This is a genomic window from Streptomyces luteireticuli (assembly GCF_041519305.1).
GTDB lineage: Bacteria > Actinomycetota > Actinomycetes > Streptomycetales > Streptomycetaceae > Streptomyces > Streptomyces luteireticuli.
This window is the reverse complement of record NZ_CP167927.1, coordinates 3,627,200-3,650,687: the sequence shown is the minus strand read 5'-3', so window position 1 is coordinate 3,650,687 and position 23,488 is coordinate 3,627,200. Positions and strand designations below refer to the sequence as shown.

The 23,488-nt window shown below is 74.1% G+C and carries 17 protein-coding genes; 8 read left to right on the top strand and 9 right to left on the bottom strand.

What is annotated here, in order from left to right; genetic code table 11:
* Positions 1-60: 60 nt before the first annotated feature.
* A complete protein-coding gene (locus AB8735_RS16050) occupies positions 61-1,530 on the bottom strand; it encodes an LCP family protein (protein ID WP_372408047.1) in 1,470 nt (489 codons plus the stop codon).
* A gap of 199 nt (positions 1,531-1,729) precedes the next feature.
* Here AB8735_RS16050 and AB8735_RS16045 point away from each other — a divergent pair, with 199 nt between their 5' ends.
* Complete coding sequence (locus AB8735_RS16045; RefSeq protein WP_344032193.1) at positions 1,730-2,743, top strand: glycosyltransferase family 2 protein; 1,014 nt, start codon at positions 1,730-1,732, stop codon at positions 2,741-2,743.
* 60 nt (positions 2,744-2,803) lie between these two features.
* On the opposite strand, the gene AB8735_RS16040 is transcribed toward AB8735_RS16045, so the two are convergent.
* The 4 genes from AB8735_RS16040 to AB8735_RS16025 form a co-directional block, all read right to left on the bottom strand.
* Positions 2,804-4,456: an LCP family protein gene (locus AB8735_RS16040; protein ID WP_372408046.1), complete on the bottom strand. Its 1,653-nt coding sequence runs from the start codon at positions 4,454-4,456 to the stop codon at positions 2,804-2,806.
* Between the two features lie 101 nt (positions 4,457-4,557).
* A complete protein-coding gene (locus tag AB8735_RS16035; protein ID WP_372408044.1) occupies positions 4,558-6,378 on the bottom strand; it encodes an LCP family protein in 1,821 nt (606 codons plus the stop codon).
* Between the two features lie 250 nt (positions 6,379-6,628).
* A complete protein-coding gene (locus tag AB8735_RS16030; protein WP_372408043.1) occupies positions 6,629-7,828 on the bottom strand; it encodes an LCP family protein in 1,200 nt (399 codons plus the stop codon).
* 79 nt (positions 7,829-7,907) lie between these two features.
* Positions 7,908-8,660: a TIGR03089 family protein gene (locus AB8735_RS16025; RefSeq protein WP_344032197.1), complete on the bottom strand. Its 753-nt coding sequence runs from the start codon at positions 8,658-8,660 to the stop codon at positions 7,908-7,910.
* Between the two features lie 128 nt (positions 8,661-8,788).
* On the opposite strand from AB8735_RS16025, the gene AB8735_RS16020 reads away from it, so the two are divergent.
* The 3 genes from AB8735_RS16020 to AB8735_RS16010 all read left to right on the top strand — a co-directional run bounded on the left by AB8735_RS16020 (position 8,789) and on the right by AB8735_RS16010 (position 12,810).
* Positions 8,789-10,636: a peptidoglycan recognition protein gene (locus AB8735_RS16020; RefSeq protein WP_372408040.1), complete on the top strand. Its 1,848-nt coding sequence runs from the start codon at positions 8,789-8,791 to the stop codon at positions 10,634-10,636.
* A 96-nt stretch (positions 10,637-10,732) separates the two neighbouring features.
* Complete coding sequence (locus AB8735_RS16015; RefSeq protein WP_372408038.1) at positions 10,733-11,842, top strand: sugar phosphate nucleotidyltransferase; 1,110 nt, start codon at positions 10,733-10,735, stop codon at positions 11,840-11,842.
* Positions 11,843-11,901: 59 nt separating this feature from the next.
* On the top strand, positions 11,902-12,810 hold the full coding sequence (locus tag AB8735_RS16010; RefSeq protein WP_372408037.1) for a DNA-3-methyladenine glycosylase: 909 nt from the start codon (positions 11,902-11,904) through the stop codon (positions 12,808-12,810).
* Between the two features lie 197 nt (positions 12,811-13,007).
* Here AB8735_RS16010 and AB8735_RS16005 read toward each other — a convergent pair whose 3' ends face one another.
* The 3 genes from AB8735_RS16005 to AB8735_RS15995 form a co-directional block, all read right to left on the bottom strand.
* Positions 13,008-14,318, bottom strand: coding sequence for a coenzyme F420-0:L-glutamate ligase (locus AB8735_RS16005; protein ID WP_372408036.1), 1,311 nt, complete (start codon positions 14,316-14,318; stop codon positions 13,008-13,010).
* Entirely contained in the window at positions 14,315-15,280 is a 966-nt protein-coding gene (cofD, locus tag AB8735_RS16000; RefSeq protein WP_372408034.1) for a 2-phospho-L-lactate transferase, read from the bottom strand. Before cofD ends, AB8735_RS16005 begins: the two co-directional genes overlap by 4 nt.
* Positions 15,281-15,345: 65 nt before the next feature.
* The gene (locus AB8735_RS15995; RefSeq protein ID WP_372408033.1) at positions 15,346-15,876 is read right to left on the bottom strand and encodes a cysteine dioxygenase family protein; all 531 of its coding nucleotides are present in this window, start codon (positions 15,874-15,876) and stop codon (positions 15,346-15,348) included.
* Between the two features lie 640 nt (positions 15,877-16,516).
* On the opposite strand from AB8735_RS15995, the gene AB8735_RS15990 reads away from it, so the two are divergent.
* The 3 genes from AB8735_RS15990 to AB8735_RS15980 all read left to right on the top strand — a co-directional run bounded on the left by AB8735_RS15990 (position 16,517) and on the right by AB8735_RS15980 (position 22,267).
* Positions 16,517-16,780, top strand: coding sequence for a WhiB family transcriptional regulator (locus AB8735_RS15990; RefSeq protein WP_004952403.1), 264 nt, complete (start codon positions 16,517-16,519; stop codon positions 16,778-16,780).
* A 394-nt stretch (positions 16,781-17,174) separates the two neighbouring features.
* A complete protein-coding gene (locus AB8735_RS15985) occupies positions 17,175-20,792 on the top strand; it encodes a glycosyltransferase (RefSeq protein ID WP_372408027.1) in 3,618 nt (1,205 codons plus the stop codon).
* Positions 20,789-22,267 (top strand): DUF5719 family protein, encoded by a 1,479-nt coding sequence (locus AB8735_RS15980; protein WP_344030503.1) that lies wholly within the window; start codon positions 20,789-20,791, stop codon positions 22,265-22,267. Before AB8735_RS15985 ends, AB8735_RS15980 begins: the two co-directional genes overlap by 4 nt.
* A gap of 9 nt (positions 22,268-22,276) precedes the next feature.
* Here AB8735_RS15980 and AB8735_RS15975 read toward each other — a convergent pair whose 3' ends face one another.
* Entirely contained in the window at positions 22,277-22,762 is a 486-nt protein-coding gene (locus AB8735_RS15975) for a metallopeptidase family protein (RefSeq protein WP_344030501.1), read from the bottom strand.
* Positions 22,763-23,035: 273 nt separating this feature from the next.
* Here AB8735_RS15975 and AB8735_RS15970 point away from each other — a divergent pair, with 273 nt between their 5' ends.
* Positions 23,036-23,476 (top strand): DUF3499 domain-containing protein, encoded by a 441-nt coding sequence (locus AB8735_RS15970; protein ID WP_344030498.1) that lies wholly within the window; start codon positions 23,036-23,038, stop codon positions 23,474-23,476.
* Positions 23,477-23,488 lie beyond the last annotated feature (12 nt).

Sequence of the window (23,488 nt, the reverse complement as noted above, 5' to 3'; positions counted from 1 at the left end):
GGCGAATGGGGTCCGGGGTCTCCCCGGAGGAAACGGTGAAAGGGCGGGACCGGGGCAAACCTAGCTGCCCGGGCAGACCGCCCGGTCCCCGGTGAGCACCCCGGCCGGGCCGTCCGCCGGCCGCGGCGTTACCGCCCGTACCGGCCGGACCCCGCCGAAGTCCGCCCCCAGCGTCACCCGCATCACCGGCCCCTGCCCGGTCACCGGCCGCAGCACCGCCCCCGGCAGCGCCGCCGCCAGCGTCCGCGCCGAGCGGTCCCAGCGCGGATCGAAGGCGACCTCCGTGCGCGGCAGGGGCGCGGGGGCCGCGGCGGGCGCGCCCGTGAGGGAGAAACCGGTGGCCCGCAGCGCCGCGCCCGCCGTGCCGCCGAGGCCGGCACGGCCGCTGCCGTCGAGGACCTGGACGCGGATCCGCCCGGGCGGCACCTCGACGAAGCCGGGTGGCTGAGGCGGCTGAGGGGGCCCGGCCTTCCCGTCGTGGGAGGCCCGCTGGGGGCGGACGGCCAGCGGCCGGTCCGCCCGCAGCGCCCGGAAGATCCGCTCGGCACCGGGCCCGTCCCAGCGCACCGTCGAGCCGACGCCCGGGACGGGGAAGTCGGCGACGGAGACCGGGACCGAGGTGAACTCGGACGTGGCGGGGGTCAGGTTCCGCGCCGCTCCGCCCAGCTCCACCAGCTGCCCCCCGTCGAGGTCGCGGTCGGCGCGGACCGAGCCGAGCACGGTCACGGCCAGTTCGTGGAAGAGCGGCGGGTCCAGCAGCACCCCGCTGTCCGTCACCCGCTGCAGCAGGGCGGCGACGAACCGCTGCTGCCGCTGCATCCGCTCCAGGTCGGAGCCGGAGCCCAGGTGCCGGGAGCGCACGTACTGCAGGGCCCGCCCGCCGTTCAGCGTGCTGGTGCCGGCCGGCAGGTCGAGCCCGCTCCAGGCGTCCCTGAGCGGCTGCGCCGTGCAGACCCGCACCCCGCCGAGGAGGTCCACGGTCCGCATGAAGCCGGTGAAGTCGACCTCCAGGTAGTGGTCGACGTGCACCCCGGTCAGCGCCTCGACGGTGCGCACGGTCAGCCGGGGGCCGCCCTCCGCGTAGGCGGCGTTGAGCTTCTGCGGATGGGCGGGGCGGACGGCGCCGGAGGGGTCCTTGTGCTCGGGGAGCACCGCGTAGGAGTCGCGGGGGAGGCCGACCACGGTCACCCGGTCGCGGGCCTCGGAGAGGTGCACCAGCATCACGGTGTCGGTGCAGTGGCAGGGCGCGCCGCCCAGCCGGTAGCGGACACGCTCCTCCTCGGTGATCGCGTCGCGGCCGTCGGTGCCGACGACCAGGAGGGTGGTGCCCAGGCCGGCCCGAGGCCGGTCCCGCAGCCCGGCGAAGGGGTCGGTGCGGCCGAGGCGCCGTTCGATGCCGTGCACCACCGTGTGTCCCGCGCCGCTGACCACCAGCACCAGGACGGCCACCGCCGTGGCCAGGCGCAGTCCCCAGCGGGGCCGGCGCGGGGCGCCGTGGCGGGCTCGGGGGGAGCGGGGCGGTACGGACACGGGGAGACCTCCGTGACGCACGGGGGCGGGGATCCGGTCACCGTAGGCCCATACGATCAACGGTCCGCGTCACCGCGCCGTCGGTCCGGGGCCCGCCACCCGGGCGGCGCGGCCGGGCATCCCCCGTTCGCGGTAACGTGGCCGACGATCCCGCAGACCGCCACGGGGTGCACCCCGACCCCCGTACCCCCGAGGAACCATGCCAGAGCAGCAGCCGCCCGCCGTTTCCGTGATCATGCCGGTGCTCAACGAGGAGCGCCATCTGCGCACCGCCGTGCGGCACATCCTGGAGCAGGACTACGCCGGTGAGCTCGAGGTGGTGATCGCCCTCGGCCCGTCCAAGGACCGCACGGACGAGATCGCCGCCGAGCTCGTCCGCGAGGACCCGCGCGTGCACACTGTGCCGAACCCCACCGGTCGCACCCCCGCCGCCCTCAACGCGGCGATCAAGGCGTCGCGGCACCCGGTCGTGGTGCGGGTGGACGGTCACGGCATGCTCTCGCCCGACTACATCCAGACGGCCGTGCGGCTGCTGGACGAGACCGGGGCGCAGAACGTCGGCGGCATCATGCACGCCGAGGGCGAGAACGACTGGGAGCACGCCGTCGCCGCCGCCATGACCTCGAAGATCGGCGTGGGCAACGCGGCGTTCCACACCGGTGGCGAGGCGGGCCCGGCCGAGACCGTCTACCTGGGCGTCTTCCGGCGGCAGGCGCTGGAGCAGCAGGGCGGCTACAACGAGGAGTTCATCAGGGCCCAGGACTGGGAGCTCAACTTCCGCATCCGTGAGGCGGGCGGGCTGATCTGGTTCTCGCCGGAGCTGAAGGTCTCCTACCGGCCCCGGCCGAGCGTGCGGGCGCTCGCCAAGCAGTACAAGGACTACGGCCGTTGGCGGCACGTCGTCGCCCGCTTCCACAAGGGGTCGATCAACCTGCGCTACCTGGCCCCGCCGACCGCGGTGGTCGCCATCGCGGCCGGCCTGGTCGTGGGTGCCGCGGTGACGCCGTGGGCGCTGGTCGTGCCGGGCGGCTATCTGGCGGCGATCGTCGCCGGTTCGGTCCCCGCGGGCAAGGGGCTGCCGCTGAAGGCGCGCGCGCAGATCCCCGTGGCGCTGGCGACGATGCACATGTCGTGGGGCTTCGGCTTCCTCACCAGCCCGCGCTCGCTGGCGAAGCGCGTCATCGCCAGCCGCCGGCCCGCCGTCAAGGCGTAATACGTCAGGGCGTAATACTTCAAGGCGGGCCGCCCCATGTGCCGGGGCGGCCCGCTCCGTTCAGAACTTGTTGAGCGGATTGACCTCCATGCAGGCCGACTTGTCGTCGCCGTTGAGGGGGTTGGAGCTCTCCGGGGCCTTGTTGTCCTCGGGCTTGTCCCCCGACTTCTCCCCGGGCTTCCCCTCGGACTTCTCCTCGCGCTTCTGCTTCTTCTTCCCGTCCTTGGCATCGTCGTCCTTCTCCGCCGCGTCCGCCGCCTTCGGATAGGACGTGCCCGCGCGCCAGTCGCCGCCGATCACCAGCGTGATGCCGTCCGCCTCCGGCGTCAGGCGCACGGCGCTCTCCGGCAGGCCGATGGCCTTGGCGACGGCCAGGGCGTCCGCCCGCTGCGCCGCCTTCGGGAAGGTGATCGTGGTGTCCGCCTGCATCCGGGGGGCGGAGTCCGAAGTCGCCTTGGCGAAGCCCTGCTTGACCAGGTGCGCGGCGATGTCGGAGCCACGGGCGCCGACGGGCGGCAGGACGGTGGTGCCGGTGCCGTTGAAGACGGTGACGGCCACGTTGTTCCTGGCCACGGGCGAGCCGGAGGGGACCGGCTTCTCGGGCTTCTTCTTGTCCTTGCCGTCCAGCGCGATGTCGTTGCGGATGAGCGAGAAGAGCTTGTCGGCGTCGCCGGGCTTGGGGATCACATGGGCGTCGGGGTCCTGGGGGTCCTGGGCCCAGGGCATGGTGGTCATGGTGATCCGGCCGGACGGCACGCGCTTGACGTCGTTGGCGAGGTCGTAGAGCTTCTTGACCGAACCGAGGTCCTTGTCGACGGTGAGCGCCTTGGTGGCCGACTCGGCGAGGTCGGTGAGCTGGCCCGGGTCGCTGAGCTTGCTGCCGCTCTTGAGCTGACGGACCATCGCGTTCATATAGAGGTGCTGGGCGTGGGTGCGGCCGATGTCGCTGCCGTCCTCGAAGCCGTGCCGGGTGCGCAGCCACTGCAGGGCCTGCTCGCCCTTGATGGTGTGCGAGCCCTTGGTGAGCTCCAGGCCGGACTTGGTGTCGCGGATGTTGTCCTTGACGCAGACCGGGACGCCGCCCACGGCGTCGGCCATGCTCACCACCCCGGCGAAGTCGATCATCATGAAGTGGTCGACGGGGATGCCGGTGAGCTCCTCCCAGGTGGCGACCGTGCAGCCCGGACCGCCGTTCTGGAGGCTGGTGTTGATGATCTGGCTGCTGGTCTCCTTGTAGACCTTGCCGCCGTCGGCCGGGTCGGTGCACTTGGGGATGGTCACCCGGGTGTCGCGGGGAACGCTGACGACCGACATGTTGGAGCGGTCGGCGGAGACGTGGACCAGCATCTGGACGTCGGCCAGCCCCGGGCGGTCGGCGTCCTCGCGGGCGCCGCCGAGGTCCTGGTTCTCCTTGCCGCTGCGGCTGTCGGAGCCCAGGAGCAGGATGTTGAGGGGGCGTTGGCCGGCGGCGTTGGGGACGCTGCGGTCGAGCTGCTTGTCACCGAGGTTGAGGCTGCTCTTGCGGATGTTGTGGTTGAGATGCCGGTAGTAGAACCAGCCCGTCGCGGACACCGCCAGGACGAGGACCGCCAGACAGAGGGCGGTCCAGCGGGCTATTCGTACGCCGCGGCGCCGCCGGGGCCGCGTCCCGCCCTCGTCGGCGGGGGGTTTCGCCTTCGTCTTCTCTTCCCCCCGCGCACTGCCGATCCCCAACGGGCCCTCCCCTTAAGTGGTGCGTCCGGCCCGATGGGCAGATGCGCGTATCCGGTGACTCTGTTACCAGTTAGAGAGATGCGCAAGAACGTTCGCCGGATTCACTTCGCGCAGATGTTCTTGTCGTCGGCCTCGATTTTCTGGATTCCCTCGGGCGCCTTCTTCGGGGCCTTCGGAGCGGTGACGGGGACGCCCGCGCCCTTGAAGTCGGCGCCGAGGACCAGGGTCATCTCCGCGAGCGGGGCCGCGTCCTTGTCGGTCTGCCTGAGCGCGTCGGCCGGCAGGCCCATGGCCTCCGCGAGGCGGCGTGCCTGGTCGGCCTGGTTGGGGGCGAACTCCAGCGTGGTCTTGGCGGCCTTCTTGTTGCCGGGCGCGTTGCCTCCGTTGGCGCTGTGGGCCATGGCCTGGGAGTTCTGCATCCAGGTGACGGTCTCCTGGGCGGCGCCCACCTTGCCGCTGCCGTTGAAGACCTTGACGCGCACCTTGGCCGGCTCGGCCTTGGGACCCTTGAGGAGCGCCGCCTGCTTGGCGTCCTGCGCCTTCTTCGCCGCGTCCTCCTTGTCCTTCGCCTCCTGCTCTTTCTGCTTGACCTCGGTGAGGGAGACGTCGTCGCGGACCATGGCGAGCAGCTGATCGGCCTTCGCCTTGTCGAGGATGACGGTCTTCTTGATCTTTCCGTCGGCCGGGTTGTCGAGGACGGGGAGGGTGGTGAAGGTGATGTTCTTCAGGTTGACCTTGCTGAGTTCCTTCGCCAGCGCGGTGAGCTTGGAGATGGAGCCTATGCCGGTGTCGACGGTGAGCGATTTCGTCGCCGCGTCGGCCAGGTGGTAGAGCTTCCCCGGATCGGACAGCGTGTCCGAGGACTTCATCTCCCGGATCATCGAGCTGAGGAACTGCTGCTGGAGCTCGATCCGGCTGAGGTCGCCGCCGAAGCCGACCGAGTGCCGGGTGCGGACGAACGCCAGGGCCTGCTCGCCCTCGACCCGGTGCCGCCCCTTGGGCAGCTTGAGGTGGGAGTCCTTGTCGTTGATGTCCTTGCCCAGGCACACCTCGACGCCGCCGACCGCCGAGGACATCTCCTTGACCGCGTTGAAGTCGGCCATCATGAAGTGACTGACCTTCAGCCCGGTGATCTGCTCGACGGTCCGCCAGGTGCAGCCGGGGTCGCGGTCCTCCTGGCCCAGGCTCTCGTTGAAGCGGACGCCCTTCGAACCGGGGATGGTCTTGGTCGTGTCGTCGTTCTTGGCGGTGCACTGCGGGATGTTGGTGATCATGTCCCGCGGGATGGAGATCACCGTCGCGTTGCTGCGGTCCTCGGAGACGTGGAAGAGCAGGGTCGTGTCGGCGTGGCCGACGCTGTCCTTGTCGCCGTAGCCCGTGTTGCCCTTGCCGGAGCGCTTGTCCGTGCCGATGACCAGGATGTTCATCGGGCCGTCCGGCACCGCCTCGTTGGAGACGCCCACGTCGACCTTGTCGATGTTGTTGTTGAAGTGGTCGTAGATCATGTACGCCGTGATCGAGCCGCCCACGAGCAGGAAGGCGAGCGTGCCGCCGGTCCACAGCAGGACCTTCTTCTTCGCGCTCTTCTTCGGCTTGGGTTTGCGCCGGCCGGTCGTGGCGGTGGCCGCGGCCGCCGCCTTGGCCCCGCGCCGCCCGCCGCCGCGCTGCTCGGGCAGGGACTTGCCCTTGCCGCGGGACGGCGCCGGCCCGGCGGGCCCGGGCACCTTCGGCGCCGCGGAAGTGCCGACGGGGGGATTGGACCGGCCCGGACCGGGGGAGGGATGCCCCGACGGGGAGCCGGAGGAGGGGCCCGACGGCCCGGAGGGGTCCAGGCGCAGCTCATAGCTGCCGGTCTTGGGGTCGAAGACCCACTGGTCGGCGGGGTCGATACCGTCCGCCTGCCCACGGCCTTGCGCGTCCACGGTCGCTCGAATCCTCCGTCGGTGCCACGCGGCGCCTGTATCCCGAGGCGCTCGGTCCATGTCGTCTTGCAGTGCGCGGTCACCCGGCCGTGCGCACCGGACCGCTCACACTATCCGCCCAGTTCAGCGGTGCGCGACGCCGGTGACAAATCGCACTTCCCTTACAACCGGGCAATCCGTCCCATCTCTTCACCATGGCGCTCGCCCGGGAGGTGCGGGGACGAAAAGTCAGATCGTACCCCCGTGCCGCTCAGTCGCAGATGCCGCGGGCGGCGGTGGTGCCTTCGTAGGTGGGGGGAGCGGTGGGTGAGGGGGTGTTGGACGGAGGCGTGCTCTCCGGACCGTACGGGCTGTTGTACGGGCCGTCGGGGTCGTCCGGTCCGTCCGGGCCCGACTTGCCGTCCGCCGCCGGGCGGATGCGCGCGGTCACCGACACCGGCCGGTCGTGCCGCAGCAGCTCGAAGAGCTGGTCCGCGTCCGGCTGTACGAGCTCGTCGCGGTCCGCGTTGTACGGGTAGGGGTGGCGGGGCACGGTGAGGAACTGCACGTGCTCGGTGGGGATGTTGCGCACGGTGCGCACCAGGTCGTACATCTTGCGCAGCGAGTCCAGCCCGGCGTCGGTGGTCAGCGACCTGGTCGCCGCGTCGAGCACCGGGTAGAGGCGCGTGGGGTTGAGCAGGACGCCGTCGCTGTGCATCTCCTGGAAGAGGGCGCCCAGGAAGTCCTGCTGACGTCCCATCCGCTCGGTGTCGCTGCCGTCGCCGATGCCGTAGCGGGCCCGGACGAAGCCCAGGGCCTGCTCGCCGTGCAGGATCTGACGGCCCGCGGGCAGCCGCAGGTGCGCCTCGCGGTCGTCGACGGGCCTGCGGAGGCAGACCTCGACGCCCTCGGCCGCGTCCACCAGCCGTTTGAAGCCGGCGAAGTCCACGATGATGTGGTGGTCCACCCGGACGTGGGTGATGTTCTCCAGGGTGCGGATGGTGCAGGCGGCGCCGGCGAACTCGTAGGCCCAGTTGAACTGGGCGAAGCGCTCGTTGGTGAACGTGCCGTCGGGCCTGCGGCACTTGGGGATGTGCGCCATCAGGTCGCGGGGCATGCTGACGGCGGTCGCGCTCCGGCGGTCGGCGGCCACGTGCAGCAGGATCGTGGTGTCCGAGCGCTGGGTGCCGCTGTCCGTGCCGTACGCGCCGTTCCCGGCGCCGCCGCGGGTGTCGGAGCCGATGATCAGGATGTTCTGGGCCCCGGCGACCAGGGCCGAGGGCCGCTCGCGCTCGTACCGCGCCAGCTCCTCCGCCGTGCGGGTGTCGGTGGTGATGTTCCCGTCGAGGCGTTCGTACAGCACCCAGGTGGTGACCCCGGCGGCCACGGTGAGCACGGCCAGGGCGATGGCGATCCCGCGCAGCCAGCGGCGCCTGCGGCGTCTCGTGCCCGTGCGGGAGGAGCGGACCACGGCTGCGCGACCTCCCTCCGGGGCGGTTCCGGCGGTGCGTACCCGTCGATCATCGCCCCGGTGCGGCGGTCCGGCAGCGTCAGAGGGCCGTCACGGTGACGCGCTCGCTCTCCCGCCGGGCGTCGAGGTCCGCCGCGGACAGCCGGTCGGCGTTGCGGCACAGGACCACCGAGGCGCCCGCGGCCAGCGGGGCGAAGAGTCCGGCGGACAGCCCCTCCCAGGTGCCGTACGACAGCCCGGACAGCAGGCGCGACCCGGGTCCGAGGCCGCGCCCGGCGGCGTCCGCGCGGGCCCGCTCCACGAGCTGTGCGCCCGTCAGCTCCAGCCCGCCCACGGAGAGCGCCGGGGCCGCCGGGTCCACCGGGGCGTACGGGGCGAAGCGGTCGCCCTGGCCGGGCACCTCGACGGCGTAGTCGGCGAAGCCCTCCGGCGGCTGCGGGAAGCGGCCGCCCAGCGGGCGCAGGGCGAGCGCGACGCGCTCCCCGGAGCAGGCGCGCGCCTCGTCCAGCCGGTCCGGACCGGCGACGACGAGACCGGCCGTGCCCGGGTCGCCGTCCACCTCGGCGACGACGCCGACGGAGGAGCAGGCGAGCAGCCAGACGGCGGTCTGCCAGTGGGCGGGGAGGAGCAGCGCGAGGCGGTCGCCGGGCTCGGCGGCGAGGTCGTCCTGGAGCAGATTGGCGGTCTTGGCCACCCAATTGGCGAAGGTGGCCACGGACAGTTCCACGCGCTCGCCCGTGGCGTCGTCGTAGAAGGTCACGAGAGGGCGGGCCGGGTCCGCGGCGAGGGCGGAACGCAGCAGGTCGGCGGGGGTGCGGTCGGTGGCGTTCATCGCGGCCAGGGTACGCCGCGGGGCCGGTGACGGTCAGTCGGACGGACGCGTCCGACGGGCTGTTCCGGCCGACGCACCGTCATCTTGCGAATGGACAGATTTGTGGTGATATGCCCAGGATCTTTGTCATGCGTGGAATCCTCGTCACCTCGGCCGTCACCGCCTGTGCAGCCACCACCCTGGCGCTGCCCTCCCTCGCCGCCCCGGGTGCCTCCGCCCATGGGGCCACGGCCCCGGGCGCGCGGGGTCCCGCCCCGGCCGCCCTGCCCGCCCTGCCCGACCTGCCGGGCGCGACATACTCGCTGCCCCTGGTGCCCCTGTCGGCGGACAGCGACCAGTCCGGCGCCGCCCGGGGCCCCGAGGCGGCCCCCGCGCAGGGGCTGCGGGCCCAGAAGGTCAAGCCGTTCTCGCTGGTCGGCATCGTCTGGGACAACGCCGGCGCCGAACTGCGCGGCCGTGCCCAGGTCCGTACCCGGAACATGAACAGCGGCGCCTGGTCCGGCTGGCAGGACGTCCAGGCCCAGGACCACGACCGCCCCGACCTCGACACCGCCGAGGCCCGCGCCGGGCGCCGCGGGTCCACCGCCCCGCTGTGGGTCGGCGCCTCCGACGCCGTCGAGGTGCGGGTGCGCCCCGTCGCGGCGGGCGGGCGCAAGCCGGCCGCCGCCGTGCTCCCCAAGGGCATGCGCATCGAGCTCGTCGACCCGGGCGCCGACCCCGCCCGCCGGCCCCGCACCCGGGCCATGCCGTCCCCCGACGACGAGGAGCGCAACAGCTCCGCCGTCAACGCCCCGCTGGCCCCGCTGGGCGCCACCGAGATCCCCGCCTCGGGCAAGCGCCCCAGCACGGCGGAGGTGGAGGCCATCACGGCCGTCGACCCCGGCGCGACGGTGAGCTCGTCGGGCCCCGCGCACCACGGTGCCCTGCCCGGCACCAGCGGTGGCGGCACCGGCGGTCGTGACCGCGACCGCGACCGTGATCACGACCGGGACCGGCCGGGTGCGGACGACGAGAGCGCGTCGGGGGAGGGGAAGGCCCATGACGGCCCCGCCGGGGTGTCCGGGAACACGGACCCCGACCGGCCCCACCGCCCCGGCCGTCCCAGCCGCCCGGACCGTCCCGGCTGGCCGTACCGCCCTGACCGCCCCGACCGTCCCGATCGCCCGTACGGCCACGACCGTCCCGACAGACCTGACCGTCCCGACCACCCCGACCGCCCCTACGGTCCGGACCGCCAGGACCGGCCCGACCGCCCCGACCGCCCCGATCGTCCCGACCGCCCGGCCGACGGGCCCCAGCGGGGCGACGAGAGCGTCTTCGACGACGACGTCGCCGCGGACGAGGACAACGACAACGGCGCCTACGCCGGCTACGCCGGGCCCCGCCCGCGCATCGTCACCCGGGCCGGCTGGGGCGCGGACGAGTCGCTCCGTGAGCGGGGATTCGTCTATACCAAGAAGGTGAAGGCCGCCTTCATCCACCACACGGCCTCCGGCAACACCTACACCTGCGCGCAGTCGGCCTCCGTCATCCGCGGTATCTACCGCTATCACGTCGTCAGCAGCGGCTGGCGGGACATCGGCTACAACTTCCTCGTCGACAAGTGCGGAACGGTCTACGAGGGCCGGGCGGGCGGCGTGGCCAAACCCGTCAAGGGCGCCCACACGCTCGGTTTCAACACCAACAGCATGGGCATCGCCGTCCTCGGCACCTTCGGCAAGACCAACCCGCCCACCGCCGCGGTGAACGCCATCGCCGCCCTCACCGCCTGGAAGCTCGGCCTCTACAACGCCAACCCGCGCGGGACCGCCACCCTGGTCTCCGCCGGCGGGAACCTCTTCAAGAAGGGGGCGAAGGTCAAACTCAAGGTCATCTCCGGCCACCGGGACGGCTACTCCACCGAGTGCCCCGGCGACCGCCTCTACGGCAAGCTCGGCACCGTCCGCACCAAGGCGGCCCGCGCACAGGGCCGATGACGCGCGGCCGCTGACCGGGCGCGGCCGGAACCGTACGTTCTGCATACACTGGCCGCCGTTCACGGCCCGGCCCCACCAGGAAGCAGAGACGAACCGTTGACTGAACCGCACCAGCCGTCCCCGTCGCGCGAAGCGATCCTCCTGGTCGGCGGCAAGGGGACCCGGCTGCGCCCGCTCACGGTGAACACCCCCAAGCCCATGGTCCCGGCGGCCGGGGTCCCCTTCCTGACCCACCAGCTGGCCAGGGCCCGGGCGGCCGGGATCGAGCACATCGTGCTCGCCACGTCCTACCTGGCCGAGGTCTTCGAGCCGTACTTCGGCGACGGGTCCGCGCTGGGCCTGCACCTGGAGTACGTCACCGAGGTCGAGCCGCTCGGCACCGGCGGCGCCATCCGCAACGTCGCCCACCGGCTGCACTCCGGCCCCGACGACCCGGTGCTGATCTTCAACGGGGACATCCTCACCGGACTGGACATCCGCGGGCTGATCACCGCCCACGGGGCGGCGGGCGCGGACGTCTCCCTGCACCTGACGCGGGTCGAGGACCCGCGGGCGTACGGGCTGGTGCCCACCGACCCGGACGGGCGGGTCACGGCCTTCCTGGAGAAGCCGCAGACCCCCGAGGAGATCGTCACCGACCAGATCAACGCGGGTGCCTACGTCTTCAACCGGTCCGTCATCGACACCATCCCGGCCGGCCGGCCCGTCTCCGTCGAGCGCGAGACCTTCCCCGGGCTGCTGGCCGACGGGGCGCACCTGCACGGCATGGTCGACTCCACCTACTGGCTCGACCTCGGCACCCCGCAGGCCTTCGTCCGCGGCTCGGCCGACCTGGTCCTGGGCCGCGCCCCGTCGCCGGCGGTGCCCGGCCGCCACGGCGAGCGCCTCGTCCTCGACTCCGCCGAGGTCGCCGCCGACGCCAAGCTCATGGGCGGCACCGTGATCGGCGCGGGCGCCCGGGTCGGGGCGGGCGCGCGGATCGACGGCAGCACCGTCCTCGACGGGGCCGTCGTCGAGCCGGGCGCGCGGATCCGCGACTCGCTGGTGGGCGCGGGGGCGCGCATCGGGGCGCGCACGGTACTGGACGGCGCGGTCGTCGGCGACGGCGCGGTCGTCGGCGCGGACAACGAGCTGCGGGCCGGGGCCCGGGTGTGGTGCGGGGCGGAGCTCCCGGCGGGGTCCGTGCGCTTCTCGTCCGACCAGTAGGTCCGAACCAGCAGGTCCGAACCAGCAGGGCCGTCGGCGGCCGGAGTTACCCTGGCCGGATGGCCACCCGCACCTGGGCCCCGCCGGGCCCGTACGACCTGGGGCGCACCCTCGGCGTCCTGGCGCGCGGCCCCGGCGACCCCGCGTACCAGGTCGCCCCCGACGGGGCGGTCTGGCGGGCCGGCCGCACCCCGCAGGGGCCCGGCACGGTGCGGATCGCGGTGCGGGACGGCCGGGTGTGCGCCGAGGCCTGGGGTCCCGGCGGCGACTGGCTCCTGGAGACCCTGCCCGCGCTGCTGGGCGCCGGCGACGACCCCACCGCGTTCGTCCCCCGGCACCGGCTGCTGCACGAGGCGCACCGCCGCCACCCGGGCCTGCGGCTGGCCCGCACCGGCCTGGTCCTGGAATCGCTGATCCCCGCCGTCCTGGAACAGAAGGTCACCGCCGACGAGGCGTACCGCGCGTGGCGGCTGCTCCTGCGGCGCCACGGCGACCCGGCCCCCGGCCCCGTCGGCATGCCGCGCATGCGGGTCATGCCCGACGCGCGGACCTGGGCCCTGATCCCCTCCTGGGAGTGGCACCGGGCGGGCGTCGACGGCAAGCGCTCGGCGACGATCGTGCGCGCGGCGCGGCTGGCGGCCCGTGTGGAGTCCGCGTCCGCACTGGACCCCTCGCGTGCCGCGTCCCTGCTGTGCGCCGTGCCCGGCATCGGCCCCTGGACGGCCGCGGAGACGGTGCAGCGCAGCCATGGCGCGGCGGACGCGGTGACGGTCGGCGACCTGCACCTGCCGAGGACGGTGGGGTGGGCGCTGGCGGAGACGCGGGGCGTGGACGATGCGGGGATGCTGTCGCTGCTCGCCCCCTATGAGGGGCAGCGGCATCGGGCGTGCCGGTTGATTCTGCTGATGAGCAGGGGGCAGCCGAGGCGGGCGCCGCGGTTGTCGGTCAACGACATCCGTGGTTGGTAGGGGTTGTTGCCCCCGCCCCGCCCTTTCACCGTTTCTTTGCGCTCCGCGCGGGTGTCCTCAAGCTCCCCGGAGGGGGCAACCCCCAGACGGGCTGATTTCAGCCCGTCCGGCGCTTGAGGACTTCGCCCGAAGGGCGAATGGGGCCCGGGGTCTCCCCGGAAGAAACGGTGAAAGGGCGGGTCCGGGGCAACAACCCCCTACCGCACCTCCACGAACGCCTCCGCGCTCCGCGCCCCCCGCTCCCGCGGCGCCGCAGCAGCCCGCCCGATGGCGACGGCCCCCATCGGATCCCAGTCCTCCGGCAGCGACAGCACCTCCCGCACGACATCCCGGCAGAACATCGTCGACGACACCCACGCCGACCCCAGCCGCTCACCCGCCAGTGCCACCAGGAAGTTCTGCACCCCGGCCCCCGTCGCCACCACGAACATCTCCCGCTCCGCCGCGGCCCGCCGCTCGTCCGGGTAGTCGTGGGAGCCGTCCATCACCAGGCACGGCACGGCCAGGTACGGCGCGTTGCGCAGGACGTCCCCGCGCCGGACACGGCGTTCGATGCTCGCCTCGGAGCGTCCGTCCCGGCGCAGGTCCGCGATCCAGGCGTCCCGCATCGCGTCCAGCAGCCGGGTCCGGGACTCCGCGGACTCCAGCAGGACGAACCGCCACGGCGTCGTGTGGTGCGGCGCCGGTGCCGTCAGCGCGGCGGCGACCGCGCGCCGCACCGCACCCGGGTCAACCGGGTCGTCCGTGAACTCCCGCACCGTGCGCCGCAGCGACAACGCCTCGCGCACGGCCTCCGACGTCCCCAGCCGGAACATGTCGGACTCGGCGCCCCGCACCAGCGTCCGGGCGCCCTCCGCCGCCTCGTCCACCACGTGCGGCAGCCCGCGCACCACCGCCACCGGCAGCCCGCCCGCCTTGCCCTTCACCAGGTCGCCGGCGGCGGCCAGTTCGTCGGCGGTCGCGACGACCGTCGCGTTCAGCGGGTTGCCGTGGGCGTCCGTCCCGCCGCGCAGGTCGTCGAGGACGCGGACGCCGGCCGCGCCGATCGCCATGTCCGTCAGACCGCTGCGCCAGGGCCGGCCGGCCGTGTCGGTGATCACGACGCCGACGTCCACGCCGAGCGCCTCGCGGAGCCCGGCGCGCAGGGCGCGGGCGGAGGCGTCGGGGTCCTCGGGCAGGAGCAGGACGGTGCCGGCCGGGGTGTTGGAGGCGTCGACGCCGGCCGCGGCCATGACGAGGCCGAGCCGGTTCTCGACGATGCGCAGCGTGCCGCGCCGGGCCACCACCCGGACGGTCTCGGCGTCGATCGCGGCCTCGCGGTCGTCCGCCTCGACGACGCGTCCCTCCGCCTTGCTGACGATCTTCGAGGTGACGACCAGGACGTCGCCGTCGGCCAGGCCGGGCGTGCCCTCGGCCGTGGCGGCCGCCACGACGAGCTTGACGAGGTCGTCGCCGGGACGGACCTCGGGGATGCCGGGCAGGGCCCACACCCGGTAGGCGGGAATCACGCGCGTACCTCCTCGGCCAGGGCGAGCGCCTCCGCGGCCATCCGCGCCGTCGCCTCGATGTCGGTCATCATCAGCGGGACGGCGCGGCAGCGTATGCCCGCGGCCTCCACGCCGGCGGTCTCGTCCGCGTCCACGGTGTCCACCAGCCAGCCGTCCAGCAGGTCGGCACCGTAGTGCCGGGCCACGGCCCCGGCCGTGGACTCCACGCCGACGGCCGCCAGGACCTTGTCGGCCATGCCGCGCACCGGTGCGGCGCCGACGATCGGCGAGAGGCCGACGACCGGTGCCGCCGCGCCGGCGACCGCCTCGCGGATGCCCGGCACCGCGAGGACGGTGCCCACGCTGACGACCGGGTTGGACGGCGGGAAGAGGATGACGTCGGCGTCGGCGATCGCCTCCAGCACCCCGGGCGCGGGCTTGGCCTGCTCGGCGCCGACCGGGACGACGGCATGGGCCGGCACCTGGGCGCGCAGCCGCACCCAGTACTCCTGGAAGTGGACGGCCTTCCGCCCGCCGTCGGCGTCCGGGTCGTCGATCAGGACATGGGTCTCGATGCGGTCGTCGCTCATGGGAAGCAGTCGCACACCGGGCCGCCAGCGTTCGCACAGCGCCTCGGTGACGGCGCTGAGCGGATAGCCGGCGGAGATCATCTGGGTGCGGACGATATGGGTGGCGAAGTCCCGGTCGCCGAGCCCGAACCACTCGGGCCCGACGCCGTAGGCGGCCAACTCCTCCTTCACCGCGAAGGTTTCACCGGCCCGGCCCCACCCCTGTTCCTCGTGGATGCCGCCGCCGAGCGTGTACATCACCGTGTCGAGGTCGGGGCAGACCTTGAGCCCGAAGAGGTGGATGTCGTCGCCGGTGTTCCCGATGACGGTGATGTCCGCTTCAGGGACTGCTGACTTGAGGCCGCGGAGGAAGCGGGCGCCCCCGATCCCGCCGGCCAGAACCACAATGCGCATGCGGATCAGTCTGTCAGCCCGCAGGGCTGCCCTTGAGGGGTGGTGGTCGGGTGGCGGGCGGGATGTCAGTCCCGGGGCGCGTACTGGCGGGCGGGCGCCGGGGAGTTGCGCAGGGAGACCTCGTCGCGCCGGTCGTGGAACGGCATCTCCGTCAGACCGGGGAAGTAGACGTGCAGGCTGACGGCCGGCTCCAGGGAGTCGTTGACGACCTCGTGGGTGTGGCCGGGGGCGAAGACCCGCTGGTCGCCGGCGACGAGGCGGCGCCGGACCGCGCCCCCCGGCGTCCGGTGCGTCTCCGTGAGCTCGCCGTGCAGGACGGTGAGCACCCCGGAGGAGCGGCCGTGGTCGTGCAGCCCGCTGCCCTGGCCGGGCACCCAGCTGAGCAGCCACACCTCGTAGCCGGGGCCGGTGCGCAGCCGGCGGTACCAGCGGCTGGTGGCGTCGTAGCGGACGAGGCGGGACCAGGCGGCGCGGTCGGCGGCGACGGCGCGGGCGAGACCGGCGAACCCGGCCACGGTGGAGGGGTGCGCGGGCGGCGGGGGCATGAGGTGCGGGAGGGCGAGCGGGTCGCCGGCGATCTGGACGTCGCTGTTCATGAAAGAGGGTTCCTCGGCGGTGCGGCAGGCAGACGGGAAGGCGGTGCCACGACCTGCCCGGACACGGGCAGGCGAAGGGGAAAGAAAAAAGGGGAGGGGGTCAGCCGGAGCTCTGCGGCATCAACAGCTGGAACAGCGACAGCGCGCCTGCGCGGCACAGCGCGACCCGTAGGCACGGGTCAGGCCGGACGGGGCGGGTGCGGTCGCGAGCATGCAGACAAGGAGACCGGCATGACCCGTGTGGTGTCAACCGGATGTCCGTTTTGATGCCAATCTTTCACCTCATCCGGTATCGGAGTGCGGTGAAGGGTTTGTGTGGGCGCGCGGCGGGACAATCGCCCGGCATCCTGGTCCTCAAACATCCTCCGCCCCCCGCGATGCAACTGGATCGCCGCGGATGACGTCCCTCTCCATGGCGAGGGACTCTCGGGACGCTTGTGGCGGGCGGGAGATGTGTCCACTCTTGTGGCGATTTGGCAACTTTCCGCTCGGCCTTGGTTCCGCAGAGTGAATAAGGGGCCCAATAGCAGATCTCGGCTTGACTGGCCCGGATCGGCGCACTTGTAATTTCACTCGTGTCGTTCTGCCGTACCTGATCACGGCAGCATCACGGGGACGCAATGACAGACGAGGGGCGCACATGACCGAGCTGTTTCAGCAACTGCTGGTCGAGGAGGCGGACGAGGAGCTCGGCTGGCAGGAGCGCGCACTCTGCGCCCAGACCGATCCCGAGTCCTTCTTTCCCGAGAAGGGCGGTTCCACGCGCGAGGCGAAGAAGGTCTGCCTCGCCTGCGAAGTCCGCTCCGAGTGCCTCGAATACGCTCTCGCCAACGACGAACGCTTCGGCATCTGGGGCGGGTTGTCCGAGCGTGAGCGCCGCCGCCTGAAGAAGGCCGCGGTCTGAGGCCCCTCCCAAGGCCTCTGAGGCAGCGTCAGCCGCCCGCACCGGCTGCGCGCCCATCCCACAGCGCTTGAGCACCACTCCCGCACCATCCCCGTCCGGGACGGACCCGACGTCGTCCGGCCGGGCGCCGCGCACCGGTCCGCCGTGACCCGGTGGCGTGAACCGGGCAGGACCCCTTCCGGCCCGCACCGCACCCAAGACCCGTCCGTACCGCACGGTCCGCCTCCCGCGCCCCGCACTCAGGAGGCGGGCCGCCGTGTTGTCAGCCACTAGTCTGGGATGCCGTCCGTGACGCACCGGCCCCTCCCGGGGCCGCACCCGTCCACCGCAGTCCAACACCGCGGTCCCGCCGGGAGCCCGCTCCCGTCCGACCGGCCGGAGGGCCCGTACCCCGATGTCCGCGCACAGCACCCACGCGTTCGACCTCACCCACCCCCCGGCGTTCCCCCGGCACGTCGTCACCGCCGTGCTCGTCGCCCACGACGGCGCCCGCTGGCTGCCGGACGCGCTCGCCGGACTGCTCGGCCAGGACCGGCCCGTCCAGCGGGCGGTCGCCGCCGACACCGGCAGCGACGACGACTCGGCCCGGCTGCTCGCCGACGCGCTCGGCGACGACCGCGTCCTGCGCCTCGCCCGCCGGGCCGGCTTCGGCACCGCGGTCGAGGAAGCGGTGCGCGCCACCCCGGCGCCCACCGCCGACGACCTGCCCTACCTCGCCGGCTCCAGCGGCTGGGACCCCGTCAGCCGCACCTGGGCCGAGGACCCTTCCGACTTCGACGGCCGGGGCGCCACCGGCGAGCCCGTGCAGTGGCTGTGGCTGCTGCACGACGACTGCGCGCCCGAACCGGCCGCCCTCCACGAACTGCTGAGGGTCGCCGACGCCGAGGACGCCGCCGTCGTCGGCCCCAAGCTGCGCAGCTGGTACGACCGCCGGCAGCTGCTGGAGGTCGGCGCCGCCATCGCCCGCGGCGGCCGCCGCTGGACCGGCCTCGACCGCCGCGAACAGGACCAGGGCCAGCACGACCAGGTGCGCTCCGTGCTCTCCGTCTCCAGCGCCGGCATGCTGGTGCGCCGCGACGTGTGGGAGGCGCTGGGCGGGTTCGACGCCCGGCTGCCGCTGATGCGCGACGACGTCGACTTCTGCTGGCGCGCGCACGCCGCCGGCCACCGCGTCCTCGTCGCGCCCGACGCCGTGCTCCGGCACGCCGAGGCGGCCTCCCGCGAGCGCCGGCCGGTGGACTGCGCGGGCCGCAAGCCGCTCTCGCCGCACCGGGTGGACAAGGCCGGCGCCGTCCACACGCTGCTCGCCAACACCCGCGGCGCGGCCCTGCCGTACGCCGTGTTCCGGATCGTCCTCGGCACCCTGCTGAGGGTCCTCGGCTACCTCGTCGGCAAGGCGCCGGGCTCCGCCCTCGACGAACTCACCGGCCTCGGCTCCGTCCTGCTGAAGCCCGGCCGCGTCCTCGCCGCCCGCAAGCGGAGGGCCGGGGCGCAGGTCCCCGCCAAGGAGCTGCGTCCCCTCTTCCCGCCGCCCGGTGCGAGCCTGCGCGCGGCATTCGAGCAGCTGACGGCCGCGTTCGGCGGGCGGCCGGACAGCGCCTCGTCGTCGGCAGGCCGGCACGGCGCCGTCGAGTCCGGGCCCGGCGGCGACGACGCGGACTACCTGGAGATCGAGCAGTTCGCCCGGCTCAAGCGGCTCGCCCGCAAGCCCGCGCCGGTGCTCTTCGCGCTCCTGCTGCTCGTCTCCGCGATCGCCTGCCGCGGCCTCTACGGCGGCGGCGCGCTGTCCGGCGGCGCCCTGCTGCCCGCGCCCGACGGCATCGGGGGGCTGTGGTCGCGCTTCGCGGACGGCTGGCACCCCGTCGGCACCGGCGACACCGCCGGCGGCCCGCCCCACCTCGCCGTCCTCGCGGCCCTGTCGGTGCTGCTGCTCGGCTCGGTGAACCTGACGCTCACGCTGCTGCTCGTCTGCTCGGTCCCGCTGGCCGGGCTGACCGCCTACTTCGCCTCCCGGCCGCTCGTCGGGTCCCGGCTGCTGCGCGCCTGGGGCAGCGTCGCCTACGCCTTCCTGCCCGCCACCACCGGAGCGCTCGCGACGGGCCGGCTGGGCACGGCGGTCCTCGCGGTCCTGCTGCCGCTGATGGCGCGCGCGGCCGTCTCCGCCGGCGGCTTCCGCTCGGCGGGCGCCCGGCCCACCTGGCGCGCGGTCTGGGCGTACGCCCTCCTGCTCACCGTCACCACCGCCTTCACGCCCCTGGTGTGGCCGATCGCCGTCGCCCTGGGCCTGGGCGTCCTGGCCCTGCGCGTCCGCGGCAGGCAGCTCAAGGCCCACGGCCTGGCATTCCTCGCCCTCGCCCTGACCCCCGTACTGGTGCTCGCCCCTTGGTCGTTCGGGCTGTTCGCGCACCCGGGGCGGTTCCTCGACCAGGCCGGGACGGTGTACGGGGGCGGCACGACCGCGTCGTGGCAGCTGCTCCTGGGCGATCCCGGCGGGGCGAAGACCTTCGGCGGGCTGGCGCTGGCCGGTGTCCTGCTGGCCGCGCTCGGCGCGCTGCTCCGCGCCGACCGGCGGCCCGTCGTCCTGACCGCCTGGGCCGTGGCCCTCACCGGGATGCTGGCCGCGGCGCTCGCCAACCACTCCGCCTGGGCCGGGCCCGCCACCCTCGTCCAGGGACTGGCGCTGCTCGCGGCCGCCGCGGTCGGGGCCGAGGGCGCCCGCGAGCGGGTCGCCGCGCGCAGCTTCGGCTGGCGGCAGCCGGTCGCCGGACTCGTCGTGCTCGCCGCCGCCGCGGGCCCGCTCGTCGCCGCCGTCGCCTGGGCGGCCGGCGGCGCGGGCGGCCCGCTGGAGCGGCGGGACCCGGTCCAGGTCCCGGCGTTCGTCGCCGAGGCCGCCACCACCCGCGACCAGGCCCGCACGCTGGTGCTCGGCGGTACGCCCGGCAGCCTCACCTACGCGCTGGTGCGCGGCTCCGGAGTGCGCATGGGCGACGAGGCCCTGGGCGGCGGCCGCGACCGCCGGCTCGACGGCGTCGTCGCCGACCTCGCCTCCGGCTCCGGCGCCGACCAGGCCGCCCGGCTGAGCGGGTACGCCGTCGGCTTCGTCCTCGTCCGCGACGACACGGCCAAGGAGATCGGCGCCTCCCTGGACGCCACGCCCGGCCTGACCCGGCTCAGCCAGGAGGGCCGCACCGCGCTGTGGCGGGTGGACCGCCAGGTCTCCCGGGTCGCCGTCGTCGCCGACGGGGCCGCGCCGCTGCCCGTCGCCTCCGGCCCCGTCGGGGCCCGCGCCACCCTGCCCGCGGGGTCCGGCGGCCGGGTCCTGCGCCTCGCCGACAAGGCGGCACCCGGCTGGCACGCCACCCTCGACGGCAAGGAGCTCAAGCGCACCACCGTCGACGGCTGGGCCCAGGGCTTCCGACTCCCGGCGAACGGGGGGAAGCTGACGCTCTCCTACGAGACCCCGTTCACCCGCACCGCCTGGGTGTGGACCCAGGCGCTGCTCGGCGTCGTCCTCGTCGTCCTCGCCCTGCCGGGCCGCCGCCGGCACGTCGACGACGACCTGCCCGAGGCCGCGGCACCGGCCGCGGCCGTGCCCGCGCAGGCGGTGGCGGGGGAGGGCCGCCGGGCCCGCCGGCTGCGCGCCGCCGCGGAGGCCGCGCCCGCCGCCGTGCCGGAGGCCGCGCCGGAGCCGGTCCCGGTGCCGGAGGACCCCTACGCACAGCCGTCGGCCGATCCGTACGCCGCCGTGCCGCAGCAGCCCTACGCTCAGACGCCCGCCGCCGAGGGCTGGGAGGCGTACTACGGGCAGCAACAGCCGTACCAGGAAGGCGCGTACGACAACGGCTACGCGCAGCAGGCGTACTACCCCGACGGTTCGTACCAGGCCGCCGACCCCTACGCGGGCGGTGCGTACGACCCGTACGGCTACGGCACGCAGCCCTACGACACGACGTACGACACGACGCACGGCGGGGCCGACGGGGCCCGCCGCGACGGGAGCGAGCAGCAGTGAAGCGCACGACCCTCTCCCTGCTCGCGACGGCCGCGGCGCTCGCCGCCGTCACCGGCGTCGCCGTGGTCGCCGGGCCGTCGCAGGACGGCACGGCCGCGCCCCGGACGGGCACCGCCCGGATGCCCGTCCAGCACACCTCCGCGCTCTGCCCGGCGCCCACCTCCTCGGAGGTCGGCGAGACGACGTACACCGCCTACGCGCCCGGGGGCGGCCGGGGGGAGACGAAGCCGGCCGACCTGCTGCCCGCCGCGGACGCCAAGAAGGGGGACAAGGGCGCCAAGCCGGTCCTCTCCCTGAAGGCGCCCGGCAAGCCGGTGACCGCCACCACCGACCGCTCCGACGCCCCCGCCCTGATCGGCTCCGCCGACGGGGCGCTGGCCCCCGGCTGGACGGTGCAGCAGACCACCACGATCGCCGCCGGCAGCGGGCGCGGGCTGCAGGGGCTGACCTGCACGGCGCCGGACACCTCGTTCTGGTTCCCGGGCGTGGCCACGGCCAAGGGCCGCCAGGACTACGTCCATCTGACCAATCCCGACGCCACCACGGCCGCCGTCGTCGACCTGGAGCTCTACGGCAAGGACGGCCGCGTCGCCGCCCCCACCGGCGAGGGCGTCACCGTCCCGCCGCGCTCCACCGTGCCCGTGCTGCTGACCACGCTCCCCGAGTCGTCCGACGGCACCGAGGGCGACCTCACCCTCCATGTGGCCGCCCGGTCCGGCCGGGTGGGCGCCGCCGTCCAGTCCAACGACGACAAGCAGGGCGGCGACTGGCTGTCCGCCTCCGACGCCGGGGCGGGCGCGGTGCTCCCGGGCATCCCCGCCGACGCCACGTCCGTACGGCTCGTCGCCTTCGCGCCCGGCTCGGACGACGCCGATCTGTCGCTGAAGCTGGCCGGGCCCAGCGGCTCCATCCGGCCGGCCGGTCATGAGGCGCTGCACGTCAAGAGCGGGATGACCGCCTCGGCCGAGCTGGGTGCCGTCACCAAGGGCGAACCGGGGTCGCTGCTGCTGACGTCCGAGGACGGCGTCCCGTTCACGGCCGGGCTGCGGGTGACCCGGGGCAAGGGGGACAAACAGGAGACCGCGTTCATCCCGGCGGTCCGGCCGATCACGACCCGCGGCACCGTGGCCGACGCCCGGGAGAAGGGGACGACGCTCTCGCTCACGGCTCCGGAGAAGGACGCGCAGGTCAAGGTGGTCTCCTCGGCGGGCAGCGAGGGCGGGGCGCCGGCCTCCCGCACGTACACCGTCAAGGGCGGCACCACGCTGACGGTCGAGCCGCCGAAGCCCGAGGGCGGCAAGGGCGTCTGGGCGGTCGGTGTGGAGAAGGTGTCCGGCGGGCCCGTGCACGCCTCCCGGATGCTGACCCTGCCCAAGGACGGCGTCCCCGCGTTCACCGTCCAGCCGCTGCCCGACGACCGCTCCACCGTGGAGGTCCCGACGGTCCGTCAGGACCTGTCGGCCGTCACCCGCTGACGGGCGGCCTCAGTCCTGGCCGTAACGCGGGTCGACCGACTCGGGGGCCAGCCCCAGCAGTTCGGCGACCTGCTCGACCACGACCTCGTGCACCAGCAGGGCCCGCTCGTCGCGGCTCTTGGTACGGATCTCCACGGGACGGCGGTAGACCACGATCCGGTCGGGCCGGTCGCCGTGGGCCGCGACGTACCGGCCGAGCGGCACGGACTCGCTGTCGAGGAACTCCACGGGGGGCTCGCCGTCCTCGCCCGGGACGGGCACCTCGCGCACCGCGAAGTCCACCGACGCCAGCTGCGGCCAGCGGCGCTCCAGCCGCTCCGCCGAGTCGTGGACCAGATCGACGAACGCCTCCGCACGGCTCACCGACAGCGGCACCTGCGGCGGAGCGATCGGGCCGCGCATGCCGCGGCCGTGCCGGTCGCGGTGGCGCGGGCGCGGGCCCGCCGGGCTGGGTTCGCCGCCGGCGGCGGCCGGTGGCGGTACGGGGCTGTCCATCACCCCGAGGGTATCCGCCGCCCGGCCGTGCACGCGCCGTAGCCGCGCATCTCATCGGATGTCGCCCGATGAGCGTTCCGGCCATCCTTGCGATCGGATAAAGCCACCCACGAGACCGGTGACCGCATGCCGAATGACACTATGGTAGCCAGGTGATGACTGAGTCCCAGGGCCGCGCTTCCCGCCCCGATCGCTCCCCGTGCAGGTCAGCCAGGCGGTTCGGGGCCGGTGTCCACGGGACGCTCCGGCACGACAAGGAGGGGTGAGCCAGGAGTGAGTCGTCGCGGCCCGTTCAAGAGTGCGGTACCGTCCAACGTCGTGAGCCCTGTACGTCGCTGTTCGCGCACCGCGTGCGGCCGCCCGGCCGTGGCGACGCTGACGTACGTCTACGCCGATTCGACCGCCGTTCTCGGTCCGCTCGCCACCTATGCCGAGCCCCACTGCTACGACCTGTGCGCCGAGCACTCCGAGCGCCTGACCGCCCCGCGCGGCTGGGACGTCGTCCGCCTCGCCGTGGACACCGGCCCCGCCCGCCCCAGCAGTGACGACCTCGAAGCACTGGCCAACGCCGTGCGGGAGGCGGCCCGTCCGCATCCGCAGGAGCGCGCCGCGGGCCCGGGCCCCGGGCCCGTCGGTCCGAGCACCCGCGAGGTCAACCCGATGGAGGTCGCCCGCCGGGGCCATCTCAGGGTGCTGCGCTCGCCCGACTCCTGACGCCCCGTGGGC

What these genes read in the sequence shown, in the direction of transcription:
- AB8735_RS16020 (WP_372408040.1), top strand. Translation starts at nt 8,789, where the DNA reads ATGCGTGGAATCCTCGTCACCTCGGCCGTCACCGCCTGTGCAGCCACC.
- AB8735_RS16045 (WP_344032193.1), top strand. Translation starts at nt 1,730, where the DNA reads ATGCCAGAGCAGCAGCCGCCCGCCGTTTCCGTGATCATGCCGGTGCTC.
- AB8735_RS16025 (WP_344032197.1), bottom strand. Translation starts at nt 8,660, where the DNA reads ATGAACGCCACCGACCGCACCCCCGCCGACCTGCTGCGTTCCGCCCTC.
- AB8735_RS15975 (WP_344030501.1), bottom strand. Translation starts at nt 22,762, where the DNA reads ATGGACAGCCCCGTACCGCCACCGGCCGCCGCCGGCGGCGAACCCAGC.
- AB8735_RS16010 (WP_372408037.1), top strand. Translation starts at nt 11,902, where the DNA reads ATGGCCACCCGCACCTGGGCCCCGCCGGGCCCGTACGACCTGGGGCGC.
- AB8735_RS15995 (WP_372408033.1), bottom strand. Translation starts at nt 15,876, where the DNA reads ATGAACAGCGACGTCCAGATCGCCGGCGACCCGCTCGCCCTCCCGCAC.
- AB8735_RS15985 (WP_372408027.1), top strand. Translation starts at nt 17,175, where the DNA reads ATGTCCGCGCACAGCACCCACGCGTTCGACCTCACCCACCCCCCGGCG.
- AB8735_RS15990 (WP_004952403.1), top strand. Translation starts at nt 16,517, where the DNA reads ATGACCGAGCTGTTTCAGCAACTGCTGGTCGAGGAGGCGGACGAGGAG.
- cofD (WP_372408034.1), bottom strand. Translation starts at nt 15,280, where the DNA reads ATGCGCATTGTGGTTCTGGCCGGCGGGATCGGGGGCGCCCGCTTCCTC.